The sequence below is a fragment of the Crocosphaera sp. Alani8 genome (genome assembly GCF_038442745.1).
Taxonomy (GTDB): Bacteria; Cyanobacteriota; Cyanobacteriia; order Cyanobacteriales; family Microcystaceae; genus Crocosphaera.
The window spans coordinates 1-15,935 of record NZ_JARVCN010000020.1; the positions used below are offsets into that span (position 1 = coordinate 1).

General features: G+C 38.2%; 14 protein-coding genes. 3 read left to right on the forward strand and 11 right to left on the reverse strand.

Annotated elements, in window-relative coordinates; genetic code table 11:
* Positions 1-168 precede the first annotated feature (168 nt).
* The gene (locus P9B04_RS01560) at positions 169-372 is read right to left on the reverse strand and encodes a hypothetical protein (protein WP_342053242.1); all 204 of its coding nucleotides are present in this window, start codon (positions 370-372) and stop codon (positions 169-171) included.
* Between the two features lie 318 nt (positions 373-690).
* On the opposite strand from P9B04_RS01560, the gene P9B04_RS01565 reads away from it, so the two are divergent.
* Positions 691-843 (forward strand): hypothetical protein, encoded by a 153-nt coding sequence (locus P9B04_RS01565; RefSeq protein WP_342053243.1) that lies wholly within the window; start codon positions 691-693, stop codon positions 841-843.
* 181 nt (positions 844-1,024) lie between these two features.
* A complete protein-coding gene (gene argJ, locus P9B04_RS01570; protein WP_342053244.1) occupies positions 1,025-2,275 on the forward strand; it encodes a bifunctional ornithine acetyltransferase/N-acetylglutamate synthase in 1,251 nt (416 codons plus the stop codon).
* A 99-nt stretch (positions 2,276-2,374) separates the two neighbouring features.
* On the opposite strand, the gene P9B04_RS01575 is transcribed toward argJ, so the two are convergent.
* The 10 genes from P9B04_RS01575 to P9B04_RS01620 all read right to left on the reverse strand — a co-directional run bounded on the left by P9B04_RS01575 (position 2,375) and on the right by P9B04_RS01620 (position 13,938).
* Positions 2,375-3,193 (reverse strand): IS1 family transposase, encoded by an 819-nt coding sequence (locus P9B04_RS01575; protein WP_342053255.1) that lies wholly within the window; start codon positions 3,191-3,193, stop codon positions 2,375-2,377.
* A 121-nt stretch (positions 3,194-3,314) separates the two neighbouring features.
* Positions 3,315-4,283: an FkbM family methyltransferase gene (locus tag P9B04_RS01580; RefSeq protein ID WP_342053245.1), complete on the reverse strand. Its 969-nt coding sequence runs from the start codon at positions 4,281-4,283 to the stop codon at positions 3,315-3,317.
* Between the two features lie 113 nt (positions 4,284-4,396).
* Positions 4,397-7,105, reverse strand: coding sequence for a tetratricopeptide repeat protein (locus P9B04_RS01585; protein ID WP_342053246.1), 2,709 nt, complete (start codon positions 7,103-7,105; stop codon positions 4,397-4,399).
* Between the two features lie 660 nt (positions 7,106-7,765).
* Positions 7,766-8,371 (reverse strand): type IV pilin protein, encoded by a 606-nt coding sequence (locus P9B04_RS01590; RefSeq protein ID WP_342053247.1) that lies wholly within the window; start codon positions 8,369-8,371, stop codon positions 7,766-7,768.
* 393 nt (positions 8,372-8,764) lie between these two features.
* A complete protein-coding gene (locus tag P9B04_RS01595; RefSeq protein ID WP_342053248.1) occupies positions 8,765-9,358 on the reverse strand; it encodes a type IV pilin protein in 594 nt (197 codons plus the stop codon).
* A 234-nt stretch (positions 9,359-9,592) separates the two neighbouring features.
* A complete protein-coding gene (locus tag P9B04_RS01600) occupies positions 9,593-10,495 on the reverse strand; it encodes an alpha/beta fold hydrolase (RefSeq protein WP_342053249.1) in 903 nt (300 codons plus the stop codon).
* A gap of 60 nt (positions 10,496-10,555) precedes the next feature.
* Entirely contained in the window at positions 10,556-10,744 is a 189-nt protein-coding gene (locus tag P9B04_RS01605; protein WP_342053250.1) for a hypothetical protein, read from the reverse strand.
* 333 nt (positions 10,745-11,077) lie between these two features.
* Positions 11,078-12,466 (reverse strand): hypothetical protein, encoded by a 1,389-nt coding sequence (locus P9B04_RS01610; protein WP_342053251.1) that lies wholly within the window; start codon positions 12,464-12,466, stop codon positions 11,078-11,080.
* A 56-nt stretch (positions 12,467-12,522) separates the two neighbouring features.
* Entirely contained in the window at positions 12,523-13,194 is a 672-nt protein-coding gene (locus P9B04_RS01615; RefSeq protein WP_342053252.1) for an ABC transporter ATP-binding protein, read from the reverse strand.
* Positions 13,195-13,299: 105 nt separating this feature from the next.
* Positions 13,300-13,938, reverse strand: a complete 639-nt coding sequence (locus P9B04_RS01620; protein ID WP_342053253.1) for a hypothetical protein — start codon at positions 13,936-13,938, stop codon at positions 13,300-13,302.
* A gap of 245 nt (positions 13,939-14,183) precedes the next feature.
* Here P9B04_RS01620 and P9B04_RS01625 point away from each other — a divergent pair, with 245 nt between their 5' ends.
* Positions 14,184-15,782 (forward strand): NAD(P)H-quinone oxidoreductase subunit 4, encoded by a 1,599-nt coding sequence (locus P9B04_RS01625; protein WP_342053254.1) that lies wholly within the window; start codon positions 14,184-14,186, stop codon positions 15,780-15,782.
* Positions 15,783-15,935 lie beyond the last annotated feature (153 nt).

The following is a 15,935-nucleotide window of genomic DNA, read 5'->3' on the forward strand; positions in this document are numbered from 1 at the left end:
ATCTTTGTCCCCTAACTTTCGGCGAGTCCCCCCAGACTTTTTGAGAAGCTTCGCAAATTGTTGTATTTTGACTCAAATAGCAATCTACAATATTCTTTCAAAAAAAATCCCCGTCAAGGGACGAGGGTAAATAACAAATAACAAGAGAAAACGGTCAAAAATTTAATTTTAGCGTCCTAATTTTTGAGAATAAGAAACAAGACCAGCACTAACGACTTGACCATAGTTGTTGAGGCGTTCTTGTTGTCCGTTGCGAGTGGGAGCAAAAAATGTATCGGTTAAACCTATGGAAGCGAACATGACAGTAGCTGCGAGAATGATGTAGTTGCGAACGATGGTGGTGTTGTTGTTGGTGGTAGTGGTGTTAAACATTTGTGTGACCTCTCTGTTCCTCTTGTTACCTTCATATTAGGGGGTTATCTGGGGTGATGTCAGTCCCAAAAACAAGGTATATTCAGGTTTTTAGCGATTCCCTTTTCTACTTGTAAGTGGAATAAAGTGGAAATCAATGCCCATTCTCACTCTATTGATTAACTCTGAGATTTCCCCTTACCCTTTTATTAGTGTTCCCTGAGAAGCGAGGATGATAATGTCATCACCCAATATGATGACTGTGTATTTATCCCTATAGGTGAGGGTAATTGTAAAAATACTTCTTATCTTGGTAAATAACGAATCAAGGAGTCAATCATGAAACTTTCCACCCTCATCATTAACGGTATTATTACTTTCACTTTCTTAAACGGTAGTGTACTCATTTTAGACAAGCTGGAATCTGCTTCTCTGCCTAACCCCTTCACCTCAAACATTGCAGAAATGTCTGAAGTTGATAACGATGTTTGATAGATAATGTGTTTAGGTTAATGGTTCTACCGAGGCTTTTATTTAAAACCCTGATTTTAACAAGTTGAAATTATGGTTATTTTTTCTCCTGTTTAACCAATAATCATATTATAAGTATGATACTGTTTTCTCGTCCCAAGCAAAGCCATACTTAGTATTTATCAGTAGAACACTTTTATCAATGACGACTATGGATTATGTAGAAATCAGAGGGGGAATAACCGCACCCAAAGGGTTCAAAGCATCAGGGATATCCGCCGGATTGAAACCGTCGGGAAAACCGGATTTAGCCTTGATTATGTCCGACGTGGAAGCCATCGCAGCCGGTGTGTTCACAACTTCTCAAGTAAGGGCTGCTTGTGTAGATTATTGTCGTCAAAAATTACAACAAAAAGCGATCGCCAAAGCCATTCTTTGTAACGCCGGTCAAGCAAATGCAGGAACAGGAGAACAAGGTTGGCAAGATGCCACTGAATCTGCAGACTTGGTGGCTCAAGCTTTAAACATCGCCCCAGAGATGGTTCTTTTGGCTTCTACAGGGGTCATTGGACAACGAATTAAAATGGATGCGTTGCGATCGGGAATTGGGCCTTTAGTGGAAAATTTATCAGAAAATGGCAACCAAGCAGCCGCTAACGCCATTATCACCACCGACTTAGTTACAAAAGAAATCGCCCTAGAAACCATCATTGAGAACCGTCCCGTCAGGGTTGGAGGTATTGCCAAGGGATCGGGAATGATTCACCCTGATATGGCAACCATGTTATCCTTTGTTACTTGTGATGCGGCAGTATCAACCAGCTTATGGCAAGAAATGTTAAGCCAAGCAGCCAACCAAAGTTTTAATCAGATCACAGTGGATGGGGATACTAGCACCAACGATAGTTTAATCGCTTTGGCTAATGGTCAATCTCGCACCCCGGCTATTACAGACATCAACAGTAAAAACGCTCAAACCCTCCAACGGATGTTAACTGCGGTGTGTCAACATTTAGCTAAAGCGATCGCTAGAGATGGGGAAGGGGCTACTTGTTTGGTAGAAGTGCAAGTATCTGGCGCGCCAGACGATCAGTCCGCCAGACGTATCGCTAAAACTATTGCGGGATCTTCCTTGGTTAAATCTGCTATTTTTGGCCGAGATCCCAACTGGGGGCGTATTGCTGGTGCTGCCGGGCGTGCTGGGGTTAAGTTTCGTCAAGAAGAATTACGCATTACACTGGGTGAGTACGTCATGATGGAAAACGGACAACCTCTAGAGTACGATCGCAATGCCGCCAGTAATTATATGAAACAAGCTGCACAAGGGGCGTACTTACAAGAAGATACGGTTTTGATAACCGTTTGTGTTGGCAATGGTTCCGGTAATGGTATCGCTTGGGGTTGTGATTTAAGCTACGATTACGTCAAAATTAACGCCGAATATACCACTTAGATTTTAAGGCGATCGCTTGATGATCAATGGATAATGGATAATTAATCAATTATCCATTATTGAACTTTCGGTAGTGTAATTTAAGTAGTGAAAATTAATCTAAGTTGATAGTATTTCCTCATTATAATGATGAATAAAATACAAAATTGCCCCTTCATGATTGAAAAAGTTTTTAGAAAACGCTAGGTTTTTTCTGACTAGACGAGAGCAACGATGTCTTAAGGTATTATTTAATCTTTCAATCTTCGTTGTTTGACCACTTTTCTTTGTACTAGGATAGTGGCGATCGCTGGGCAGTACATCGCAATATGATTCCCACAAATCTGTATAAAATTTCCCATTATCTTGATAATTTTTGGGTAGGGTCTTCCAAAATTCTCTGGCACTTTGTCTGCTTCGATCGCCTAAATAAAATCCCACAATTTGACGACTTGATCTAGCGCACCGCGAAGCGGATCTCTTCGAGATCGCTAACCAAATATAAACTGGATTTTCCTTGGAATTTACGTAAGACCACAACTCATCACATTCAACCTCGATTTCCAAATCTGATGTTTCCTTAACCCTTAATTCAAAAGGAACAGAGCGATATAAGCTATTAACAAACTTTTGTAACCAAGTCATTGATATTTCTAAAGAGCGAGTAATTCCCCTGAGAGAAATTCGTTCTAATAGTAGTTTTTTTACTTGTTTCTTTTCTTCTAAGGTTATTTGTTTTTTCTGTGGTTTTTCAATAAATTGCCGACCACACTCTTTACATAGAAACTTCTGTTTTTTATGATGTGTACTTCCATTTTTCAAGATTTGCCTTGAACCGCAAGAGGGACAAGGTGGACGAGAAGTTAAGGAATAGTCGTTATCCATTATCAATTTTGTTTCTGAGTTCTTAAAAAGTCTTTCTAAACTATAGATAATTATCCCAGATTTGAAAACTTTTTTCGTTTCTCTCTCTTATTCTAACAGAAACTTAGGGAAAAATTCGACTTTCACTACTTAAATTATACTACCGAACTTTCAATCCCAATTCTTTTGATATTATTTAGAGATAAGCTTGAAGTTTTTGAACGATTGGTAAACAGTCAAGGCCCTGTTCTACTAATGGAGGAAATTGGGATAATATTGAGACAATTTCCGAAGCAAAATTATATTGCTTATCTTTTCCATAGTTTAAAGTAAGATGAAGAAGTAGTTCCATCGCATAATCAGGATAATCGAGAACATCGGCAATACAAGCCAATTTTAATATGGCTGTGGGATTTTTCCACTTTGAGGGTTGATCATTTTCAATGGGATCACGTAAATAAAGTGCGTCTGCCCACAATAATTGACCGATTTTTTGAGAGGAAAAAATAGGAGAAGAATTGCGAGGACGACGACACCAACCATCCTTAGTTATCAAATCAAAAAGACTAAATTCGTTTTTTCGACAATACTGATCGATGTCAGTAAATAAAGGTTGGTCTTCGTACATTTTGGAAAATTCGACTTCAATTTGCAACCCCAATACTGTTTTTTCTAATAAATTTTCTGCTCCTTTAAGAACATCAAAATCTGCACCTTGGACATCAACTTGTAAAAAATCGATTTCCTGAATATTCTCATCTTCACAAAATTGTTCTAGTGTGGTGGTTGGCAAATCAATGGTAAAGTCTAACTTAATCCCAGTATCCATACCCACAAACCGGCTCAGTAATTCTTCGTTAGGAGGATACAGTGAACTACAGTGAACCGCATTTGTCACATAGAGGGTTTTTTCTTCCACTTTATCCGATAAAGCTAAAGGAATATAATGCTCTGTCCAAGTCACATTTTGTTCAGCCACACGAGCATTATCTTTCTCACAGGCATCGTTATCAGCATCAAATCCGAGAATGGTCAAATTGGGTTCTAGAACTGTCCAGGCACGACCTTCTGTGGGAGAAAGTTGACGGGAACCGATAATACAAATCAAAAAGTTAAGACCTTGCAGACGATTGTGTTTTTTAAGTTCTCGAACAATTAAAGACATAATTTTTAATGAGAGTTTTGATCGATTTGGGTCAACAACCGTTGACCCCTACAAACATATTGATTGTTTTGTAGATACGTTTGATGAAACGTATCTACAATGGTTTAAAGAGATTAAGACACCTTAGCTTGATGATCTTTCACTGCTTGCTCATAGAAAGCTTCTAAAGCATCAACAGCAACTTGATCTTCATACAATCGATGATGATTGGCTTTAATTTTCTTGGTGAGTTCTTGTCGCCATTGGGGATCATGTCCTAACTTAACCGCCATAGCGATATAGTCTTCTTCTGAATGAGTTATGGTTTCTTCTACCCCTAGGGTTTTCAAGATAGCGTAAGAATGACGACCTCGCATAAACTCCCCGGGACAAGTCACCACAGGTAAATTACAGGCCAATGCTTCTAAGGTGGTATTACCCCCAGACCAAGCTAAGGTATCGAGGAAAATATCGGACACTAAATTAAGAGATAGATATTCATCAGGATTTAGGCGCGGTAACATAACACAATACTGCTCACTATCGAGGCCAACCTGAGCAAAAGACCGTTTGAGACGATTACGAAACTGCTCAGCAATTCTAGGACTTTTATCACATTCTATGAAAGCAAATTGAGCATTCGGAACTTCCAGGGCAATACGTGCAAAAATATAGTCATATTGCGGTAAGTATTTATAAGTAGACTGACAGGAAAGATAAACAACCGCAGAATCAGAAAGATTGAACTTGCTTCTGGTATCAGGTACTTTCGGTAAACTAGGCATCTGGTAAGCGATACTCACATTAGGCAGTCTGATTAACTTTTCAGTATATTGATCTTCTCCATTATCTGGTTCCATCCAATCAGAAGTTAAAAAGTAATCTATTGTCGGAGAACCTGTGGTTATGGGATGTCCCCAACTAACGCATTGAATGGGGGCTAATCTTAACCCGGCTAATAAGGTCATCATCGGAACCATCCCCACATCAGGAAAAACTAAGATATCTAATTTATCTTTTAATATGGCTTCTGCTACTTTAGTGACACTTTTTTCTGTTGGGAGATGATGAAAAACATCGCTGAACATGGCATATTTTTGTGTTTGCACATCGGTTTTGCCATTGATGGCATAACTATGAACAGTAAACTTATCATGATTAGCCTGTTTCACCCAGCCTAAGAATAATTTTCCTACGGTGTGACGATACATTGATGCTGAAACGTAACCGATCCTAATTTTTCGCTTAGGCAAACCAGTTTCTAGGGAACGGGGTTGAACAAATTGAGGAAATTTTAAGCTCAGGACTTTGTGGACATATTCTCCATATTTTTGTTGCAGGGCCTTATCATCTCGACATTGATACTGTAAAAAAAAGTTAGTATGGTCTGCTAGTGGATTAACCAGTTGAGCAATATTTTCTTTCGTTAACTTTTCTGGTTGCTCGATACCTGAACTATTAATTAGTTCGTCTAGATAATCCGTAAAGCGTTGACGATAGACATCCACTTCTTCGAGGGTATCATAGATAAAGGGTAAAAGCCATTGTTTTATTTTCTTGATGAAGGTGTTATTAGGTATGGCTTTTTCTGCCCTGGCAATAACATTTTCTGCTGCTTCAAGATCCCCTAAAACTTGATATAGATAAACTAAAATAGTGTATACAATACTAGAGTCAGGAAAACGTTGTATTGCTCTTTCTCCAATTTCAATGGCCTTGTCATAGTTTTTCAATTCACGATAAGCTCGAAAAAGGTTAGCGTAAGCCCTAAAGTTATCGGGATTTTTGTTCATATACTGGGTATAATATTCAGCAGCCAACTCATATTCCCCTTCACAATAGGCTGAGATACCTAAATAGTCTAATGTTTCAAGTTCTTTTTCTGCCAACTCATGAACTTCTGCTAATCCTAATAAAGCAAATCTGTTGTTTGGAGATAACTCTAAAGTTTTTTGATAAAAGTTTACGATATCTTCAAATCGCTCTGGTGGAGATTGATTTTGTTCTTTAGCTTGACCCAACAACAGGTTGGCTAAATTTAGATAACAACCGTAATGCTCAGGAAATTGGGCGATCGCTTCTTGGTAAACCTGTTCGGCGTCAGCAATTCTTTTCTGGGTTGTCAAAGCTAACCCTAAACTAGCATAAGCTTCCATATTTTTGCTATCAAGCTCGATCGCTTTTTCATAAGCAGCAATCCCGTGATCGATGTGTCCCAACTTTTCTAAAATTAATCCTAACCATAGATAATAGGATGATTCTTTTGGGTCCAAGTTAATCGCCCGTCGAATGGCTTGATAAGCTTGTTGATATATTTTGTTTTCATAATACATCGTGGCCAAACTTTTCCACACACGGGGTAAGCTGTCATCCAATTGCACAACTTCTAAAAGTTGCCTACTAGCATGCTGAAATTCTCTTGCAAAAGCATTAATGGAACCTTCTTGTAAAAGCACGTGAATTCTCGAATCAATCGCTTTTTTTAACCCCTTGTGTTGGTAATCAGGATCAATTTCTCTAATTACATCTTGTAGATTTTTTCCTATAATTAAATTTCCTTCTAAACAGGATTTTTCAATGGCATTATCTAAAATATCAATTAACTCCTGTTCCCAGTGGACATGATTATCTAATTGTCCCGATAATAATGGCATCATCCAAGCTTCTTTGGCTTCTGCTTCTTGTCCATTTAAAAAGTAGGCTAAACCTAAATACCAATAATCACTGAGGTGATCGCTTTCTGTCTCTAGACATTGAAAATAAAGGGAAATAGATTCTTGGTAGCGTTGTTCCTTTAGAGCTTGTTGTGCTTCGGTTTCCAAGGAAGTTAACTGTATAGACATTTTTGGGATACCTAATAAAGTGAAAACGGTTTGCTGTGATAAGTTGAAAAAATCACCTAATTAATTCAATCCATAACAACTTCACAAGCAAGGAATTTTATATTATCAATCAAATTTTTCTCACAAGTTGCAGAAAATCTTGCGTAAAAATACTCATCAACTCCAGTAAAAACTGCTATGGATATTCATATAGTACCCGCATTTATTCTTAAACCTTTCACCTACAATTAAATTAAAGCCAGAAGAGCACAAAATAACGCCAGCTCTATTTCACGGTTAGCTTAAATTGTTGCCCAGAAGGTTAAAGGACAGGAAAAATAAGCACACATTAGATGCTGGTTTTGGTCAGTTTTTCAATATTTTGGGTTAACTCCGCTGCGAAGCCAGGTGGAGCCGCCTTCCGAACTCCTAATACCCTACTTATAGGGGGTTTCAATTGTATAGACAAATCTTTAAGCAAGAGGACAAGGGAGAATTTTTAAAGAAAATCTCCCCCATCTTCCCTGTCTCCAGTGTCTTACCTAACTAGAAATATTTGCTACTCAACTGAAAAACGCTGTCAGGTTGCAAAGTTTTCTGGTTTTAAGATTCAGTAGTCAGCACTCGGGAGTCAGAGAATAAAAGTATCTTATAGGTTCGAGAAACCCTATAAAATTAAAATTACCTAACTTCTTCTGTATCATTCTGACAGGAAACTTGAACGTCATTTGTAGTAGTTACACCAGCATTGCTAGGATTATTGGCAGGAGACCGTAAAACATATTGAGTTGCCTTCATAGTTGCATTATTGCTTGCACGACATACAACAGAGGCAAAAATACGATTATCGGGATCGTAAGCAATACCGGCAATGTAGTCACGAGTACCATTCTGACCATTAGCGGCACCACCAGCACCAGAACTATCTACCTTACCATCACCATCACTATCGGTTGCACCATTGGCGATTTGAATGCCGGCAATATTCCCAACATCAATAAGATAGAATTTCTCGTTACCCACGGGAACTTCTAAGTCTTCCAGCGTAGCAGAAAATGCGCCGTCTTCAAAAAAGGTGGTTTGTTGATTGCGGTTCATTGCACCAAGGATACTCTTAGCTTCAGACTCCCGCGCTTTACCAACTTGTCCTAAGAGGTTAGGAAGAGCGATCGCCGCTAATACACCGATGATGATGACAACAACTAATAATTCGATTAAGGTGAAACCTTTGTTATCTTTTTTGTTAGCGAGGGTTTTGATTAGGTTAGCTTTAAATGTATGATTCACAACTTTAATCTCTGATTGCTAATTTTACAACTTCATATTGTTTTCTAGAAGAGGCAGGAGGCATAAATGTTTTGAAGTTTTAAGCCATCAATTTAAAAAGGGGGCATCTATCTAATACCAAATCCACTTTAGACAGTAGATAATCATATTGAGAAAGCAGGAGGAGAAAAAATATTGCTCTACGATAATAAGCGGACTTAGTATAAATTGAATTCTGTGTGAGTTCAGGGTTATGATTTTTCAAAGAAGAGAATAGAAGTTTGAAACTGCTACTTTGAGTAAGTGGGGTACAAATTGCCTCATACCAAAATGAGGTTAATAAAAGCAGGTGGTAATTGTAACCGAACCACCTGGGATTATTTGCTATTAAGTAAAAATTATTTGAGTTACAGCTTAGTTAACTTCTATAGTATTCGTACCATCACAGTTAACTTCAACATTATCTACACTTAGACCTGCATTTGACGGGTTGTTGGTACCATCAAGTGTTATCACATACTTTTCGCCTTTCAGAGCACCACTGGCGCGACAAACAGCAGAGTCAAAGATACGATTGAGTGGATCGTAACCGATAGATGCGACAAAGTCACGGGTACCATTAGCTCCATTAGATGTACCAGCAGTATTATCAGCAGTAGCATTGGTTGCACCTTGAGCAAGTTGAACTCCAGCAGCCGGTACGGTAATTAAATAAAATTTCTCGTTACCAACGGGAACTTCTAAGTCATCGAGACTGGCAGCAAATGTGCCTCTTTCAGCAAATACGGTTTGTTGAGCGCGGTTCATTGCACCAAGGGTACTCTTAGCTTCAGACTCACGAGCTTTACCAACTTGTCCTAAGAGGTTGGGAAGAGCGATGGCTGCTAATACACCGATGATGATTACAACAACTAATAATTCGATTAAGGTGAAACCTTTGTTACCTTTTTTGTTAGCAAGAGTTTTGATTAGATTAGCTTTGAAAGTAGAGTTAAAAGTGTTATTCATTGGATTAATGTTTCTTTTTCTGGTAGAGGTCAATGTTTTGTTTGCTTCTAGAAGGAACATACCCAAACCGATCAGTAAACCTATCACTTTTGAAAAAATTTCTTTTGTTGGCTGTTTACATCTGAATTTCTCCATAGAAAAATCGCCAAAAGCCTTGTACAAAGGTATTTTTAGCGATTTTAAGTCAAATTTATGGATGATTTCAGTTGATATTCATATCTTGCACCTGCGTCATCAACTCAACTTCGTAATAAACTCTTCTAATATAGGATTGACCAATTCTGGTGCTTCATCTTGAGGACAATGACCAACATTTTCTAAAGGAATAAACTGATCTACGGTAGGATAATTAGCCCATTCTTGCCCTATTTCGATCTTTTCCCAAGGATCTTTGTCTCCCCATAATAAAATAGTTGGACAGGTTAAACGGGGTAATAAGTCTTCCGGTAGAGGGCCTTGAGAATACCCTGTAAATGCTAAAAATACGTCCACTGCGCCCTGATCCTGGGCTGGTTTAAGGAGGAGATCGACTAATTCATCTGTAACCGCTTCAGAGCGATGATATGCTTGTAAAAGGATGTTTTTAACGGTGCTTGGTCTGGCTATTTGAGCAAAAAAGAAGGAACCAAAGGCTTTATTTGTCAAAATGCGTTGCATAGCATTTGCCCCAACCCGACGATACCAGGGTAAACTTGCTTGTTTGCGTTCGTGAAGCAACCTCAAAGAACAATTAAGGGCTGCTACTCCTAATACCCATTCAGGGTAATCTACGGCTGCTTGCATCACAACGACGCAACCGATAGAGTTACCTATTAAAATAGCAGGACCTCCGATAACTTCTCGGCAAAAATCAACTACTTGCTGTCCCCACGTCTCGAATGTGTAGTCAATTTCTTGTTTTGGGGTGGGTTTAGCAGATCCGCCAAACCCAATTAAGTCGAGGGCGTAACACCGAGAAGTTTTCCCTAAAACGGGGAGATTTTTACGCCAGTGTCTCCAAGATGCGCCAAACCCATGTACTAAGACAACAGCAGGTCCTGTTTCCCCACAATAATTATATGTAACATGATAACCTCGCCAATACCATGTTTTTTCGTCGTCTGGGGTAGTAGGATGTTTGATGGAAGACTGCACCATTGGAGTTGTTTGCCAAAATTATTTCTTCACTTAACTTAACATAAAGTTTAATAACTTATACTATTGTGTTATTTCTCGAATCAGTGGAATTCTGGAACGAAGATAGGTACTGACAATACAACAGTCTTCAGAAGAGAGATGTTGTTTACTATTTAATTTACCAATTATCTGATTGATTAAGTCTGAGTCGTTTAATCCTGCTACCGTTTTTCCAGAAGTTTCTTGAATAATTGCCCATAGTTGTCGCATAATTGTTGTCTTCACTACTTTTTTCCCCATTTCGTCTATAGTATTTGTTTGAAACAAGAGTGTATCTGCCTTGTTTTTTAGATACTTGTTCAAAATCCTAAGCAATTTATAGGGGTTTTGCCACCCCACTTATTAAAGATTTATCATATCTATAACAAACTTTTCTCTTCCTTACACAAATCTCAGCAATTGTGGTAAGTTTCTGAGAAATAGTCTCTAAAAGCTGATACAAAAGTTTAAAATTAGATTTCTCATCGGAATTTCAATATTTACTGATTGAGCGAATGTAATGTAAGCTTCTCAGACCTGCTATGATTGTATTGTTGTAGCATATTAATGCTTTTGTCGGAATAAGTTACTTAACTTACTCACTAATTTTTCTAACCAATGAATAGCGGAGTCTAACCATTCTAAGACCATAACTAAAGGATGTTTTATATAACCAGTGGTTTTGGCTTCAGTTTCGATCCAATGAGGTGAATTTTTGTTTACTTTTTGATTAGATTCAGAATAATTAGGTGTAACAGAATGTTTATTGTTTTCGGTCTTTTGTAAATCAGTTACAGACTCATTTGAATGCTTATTTTTTTTCTTTGTCTTTGTCTTGATATATTTTTTAATTTTGTCAGTGGAGGATGCAGATTGACGTAAAAATTTGCGGGAAGACTTAAAGACTAATGGAGTATCAGAAGACCAATTTTCTTCGTTCATATTATCATCAGAAAGATCAAAATCTTCAAGTTTTCCAACGTCTAAATTACCGCTATCTATAGAAAATTGTAACTGTTTTAGGTCTGGGTTTGAAGTTAATTGCTGGTGGGTTGCGAACCTATTTAGGAAGTAGTCCATCGCCGCATAAATAAGGAATTCGATACGGAAGGGATCTTCATTATCAATATTTAAAGACTGATTACTTTTTTGCCTAATATGTCCTCTGATAAATTCTAATTTTTCTTTGAAATAAGAAGATAATTGTAAGGAATTATCGATACTGTTTCCCTGCACAACGTTTGAAGTAGCTAACGTAGAAGAAATTACATTTTTGGAGACAGTAGGAACTAAAGACGATTCTCTAAACAAGTTTAAATTAGTAGCTAAAGTTCCCTTCTGCATCCACGCCATAGTTTGCCAAAACCAGCGAATAGGTAGCAACGTGTGATCATTTTTTTTAGAAAATGAATGAGTTAATCTTAAATTTTCTTTGTAATTGTGCTTGAGATTGTACAAATAATTTGCTATTTCTAGGCGTATGTATTTTTTTAAATGTTGTTGCTGTATTTCTGAAAAAATATCAATTATAGTATTATCTTTCGATACTAATACTAAGTCTTTGTCTTCTATTTTACTGGCTATTCCTTGAATCAAGATGGGAGTTTTAAGGTTATTTTTTTTTATTTTTTTAATCTTGCTTTTACTGAGACAATTTTCTGTTTCTTGGAATACCTTGTGTAAAGTTTTATCTACCTTGGAAGAATAATCAAAATTACCATTTTCACCAGGTCTTAATGCTTTTTGAGTCCAACTGAACCTCAGTTGTTTAGGAATAACTCGTCCTGTCTGTACAATCAAATAGATGGGATAAATGAGTATTTGAAGACTCCATTCTATTCCAATTCTGAGGTATTGTACGCTACGGATTGTACGATTGCGCCATTGGGAAGATTGACGGTTGAGAAAGTTAAATAGTCTGCTTTTGTATGGTTGATGATCAGGGGATTCCATTGTTGGTTACTCAATTATAAATTAGCAGTTACTGGTTATGGTTAACTATTTACCATTCACTGTTGTAGTTGACCTTGGTTTAATTTTAAAACTTGTTTTGTAAATTCTTCCACAAGCCCTAAATCATGGTTTACCATAAGAATGGCAGTTTTAGTTTCTGTTGTTATAGTTTTTAATAATTCAATAAGTTCCAAGGCTTTGTTTCGGTCTAAAGCTGAGGTCGGTTCATCCAATAATAATAGTTTAGGCTGCATCATTAAAGCTCTAACCATAGTAATGAGTTGTCGTTGTCCTAAAGATAGTTGTAACTCATTGCGTTCTAACCAATCATCCGGAATAGAAAGATGCGATCGCCAGTATTCTAGTCGTTGATTAATTTCTGTTGGGGATAGCTTTTGTAATTTAAGAGGATACATTAAAGTTTCTTCAACTGTCATCCCTAAAAGTTTAGGTTCTTGGGGTACTAAAACAATTTGTCGACGGAGATCAATCACTGGAAATTGCTTTAAGGATTGGTCTTGAAATAAGATAGATCCTGTACTGGGGTCTTCCAAACGATTAATCAAACGTAAAAGGGTAGTTTTACCCGAGCCGGAAGGACCAATAATAGCTATGCGATCGCCTTTATTAATAGTGAAAGATACATTTTCTATTAGAAGGTGTCTGCCTAAAGGATCACTTAAACACACATCTAATAGTTGTAATAAAGGTTGCCTTGCTCCTTCCATTTATACTCCCAGATTTTTACTCAATTGAGATTATATTTTAAACAAACCTTCTGAAAAGAAGTTAATCAGAAATTAGACACAACTAAGGTCTTAAATTGATTATGACTATTCATTAACTCCTTGACCATGTTCTCGTCCTGGTACACTTTCTAGAGAAGCTAGAATAGCTTGGGAACCAGCAATAATATCTCGTTCTTCTCCACCCAAATATAAGCGTCCAAAACTGCCGATGGCCGAAACTTGTAAAATGTTAATTAGAGCGGCTTTTTCTGCTTCGTTGGCAGCTAACGCTGCGTAGGCTGCCGGCTGCACTTCCAAAACGTATAAAGTTTGTCCTGCGAGTAACATTTGCCCCCGTCGGTTACGGTTAATGAGTTGTGCTTGATAAGCGTCGATATTGCGGATTATTTGACTAGAAACCACCCGAGGTTTTAAACAGTCCCTTTGCTTAACTCCTAAAGCGGCTAAAATAGCTTGTCCGGCTGCTTTAGTTTCCCCTTGGTTGGTGGAATGAATTTCTAATAAGCCGTACAGTCGTTCTACAAACTGTACCCCAGGACGAACCACAGCAGATTTTAAAGCTACATCGGTAATGCGGTTAATTTCTATCCCCGGAGAAATTTCAATCCACAGAGAAGCATCCCCAGGTAAAGGCAAAAAGCCTAATGCGACGGTTCCAATGTAGGCTGCGTGTTGAGATTGTAAACGATCAAGGTAAACGTAACTTCTTAATTCAACGCCCAAGATATTACTCTCCGATGCTTGTGTAGGGAATTTGTCTCCTAGAACAAATTACCATGTTTGACTTTGGAACTATGAATGATTTCAAGGGTGTGTTAGACTATACATTGTATTTTTTGAATGGATTTTTTATTTTATATTGTTCAAAATCAATGGCTAACAAAAAAAATTTTTGTCATACCTCTTTTCAAAAAGTTACAAATCTTTATATAATAGCAGTAACAAACCTGAGTATTTATTACTAGCCCATGGTTACCACACAAATCCCCTGGCTTACGGCAATCATCCTTGTTCCTTTAGTAGCGGCTTTTGCCATCCCACTAATACCAGACAAGGAAGGAAAAACAGTGCGTTGGTACGCGCTAGGCATTAGTCTATTAAATTTCGCATTAACAATATTCGCCCTTTTTAACCAATACAAATTCGGTAACAGCAATTTTCAATTAGAAGAAACATATCCTTGGGTTCCCCAAATCGGCTTAAACTGGTCAGTAGGGATAGACGGTTTATCCATGCCCTTAATCGTTTTATCTGGTTTAATCACCACGTTAGCACTGCTGGCATCTTGGAATGTAGAGAAAAAGCCTCGTTTATTTTATTTCTTGATGTTAGTGCTATATAGCGCACAAATGGGTGTATTTGCAGCACAAGACTTACTATTGTTCTTCTTTATGTGGGAACTAGAGTTAGTCCCCGTCTATATATTAATCTCTATTTGGGGTGGCAAAAAGCGTCTTTACGCCGCCACGAAATTCATACTATATACAGCCCTGGCATCGATTTTCATCTTAGTTTCTGCCCTAGCAATGGCATTTTACGGTGACACCTTCACCTTCGATATGGTGCAATTGGGTATGAAAGAGTATCCATTAGCCCTAGAAGTCCTAGCTTATGCCGGTTTCTTAGTCGCCTTTGGTGTAAAACTACCCATCTTTCCTTTGCACACCTGGTTACCAGATGCTCACAGCCAAGCTTCCTCCCCTGTATCCATGATTTTAGCGGGAGTTTTGTTAAAAATGGGTGGTTATGGGTTAATTCGTTTCAACATCGAAATGTTACCAGATGCCCACATTAAGTTTGCTCCCTTACTACTCACTTTAGGAGTTGTGAACGTAGTTTACGGGGCATTTACCGCTTTTGGTCAAACCAACCTCAAACGTCGCCTTGCCTCTTCCTCCATTTCCCACATGGGTTTTGTACTGATTGGACTATCTTCCTTTACCGAGTTAGGAATGAATGGGGCTGTTTTACAGATGGTGTCTCATGGTTTGATAGCCGCCGCTTTATTCTTCCTCTGCGGTAGTGCTTACGAACGGACTCACACCCTAATGATGGACGAAATGGGTGGTTTAGCTCAAAAAATGCCAAAAACTTTCGCACTATTCACAGCTGCTTCCATGGCTTCCTTAGCTTTGCCTGGAATGAGTGGGTTTGTGGCAGAATTAACCGTATTCTTGGGTGTTGCTAATAGCGATGTTTATAGTTCCACCTTCAAAACAGTGGTTATCTTTTTAACTGCAGTTGGTTTAATTTTGACCCCCATTTACCTTTTATCAATGTTAAGGGTTGTCTTCTATGGAGAACAAAACGAAGGATTAACCTTACCAAAATTCAACTTAGATGCCAAACCTCGCGAAGTGTTTATCACAGCTTGTTTGTTACTCCCTATTATTGGAATTGGTTTATATCCTAAGTTGGCTACAACTACCTACGATGTAAAAACCGTAGAAGTAGCTTCCAAAGCCCGTTCTGCTTTACCTACCATCGCTCAGCAGCAAGAAATGTCTCGCTATAACGTCAGCGAAGAGTTAGCTTCAACAGCGTTAGTTGCACCAGAAATCGATTAATCTTCTCATAATTTGCAGACAACTGATGCTTCAAAGAAGGCTGGATAACCAGCCTTTTCGCATTTCTGTTGGTGTTACTCCGATAAAGCTTAGTTTGGTTTTACCGAAAATCGGAGCATGAAAGCCCCTGGCTTCAGACATGGGGATGAAATG

Excerpts from the sequence above, each read along its gene's own strand:
- P9B04_RS01560 (WP_342053242.1), bottom strand. The coding sequence starts at position 372 with ATGTTTAACACCACTACCACCAACAACAACACCACCATCGTTCGCAAC.
- P9B04_RS01565 (WP_342053243.1), top strand. The coding sequence starts at position 691 with ATGAAACTTTCCACCCTCATCATTAACGGTATTATTACTTTCACTTTC.
- argJ (WP_342053244.1), top strand. The coding sequence starts at position 1,025 with ATGACGACTATGGATTATGTAGAAATCAGAGGGGGAATAACCGCACCC.
- P9B04_RS01580 (WP_342053245.1), bottom strand. The coding sequence starts at position 4,283 with ATGTCTTTAATTGTTCGAGAACTTAAAAAACACAATCGTCTGCAAGGT.
- P9B04_RS01585 (WP_342053246.1), bottom strand. The coding sequence starts at position 7,105 with ATGTCTATACAGTTAACTTCCTTGGAAACCGAAGCACAACAAGCTCTA.
- P9B04_RS01595 (WP_342053248.1), bottom strand. The coding sequence starts at position 9,358 with ATGAATAACACTTTTAACTCTACTTTCAAAGCTAATCTAATCAAAACT.
- P9B04_RS01600 (WP_342053249.1), bottom strand. The coding sequence starts at position 10,495 with ATGGTGCAGTCTTCCATCAAACATCCTACTACCCCAGACGACGAAAAA.
- P9B04_RS01605 (WP_342053250.1), bottom strand. The coding sequence starts at position 10,744 with ATGCGACAACTATGGGCAATTATTCAAGAAACTTCTGGAAAAACGGTA.
- P9B04_RS01610 (WP_342053251.1), bottom strand. The coding sequence starts at position 12,466 with ATGGAATCCCCTGATCATCAACCATACAAAAGCAGACTATTTAACTTT.
- P9B04_RS01615 (WP_342053252.1), bottom strand. The coding sequence starts at position 13,194 with ATGGAAGGAGCAAGGCAACCTTTATTACAACTATTAGATGTGTGTTTA.
- P9B04_RS01625 (WP_342053254.1), top strand. The coding sequence starts at position 14,184 with ATGGTTACCACACAAATCCCCTGGCTTACGGCAATCATCCTTGTTCCT.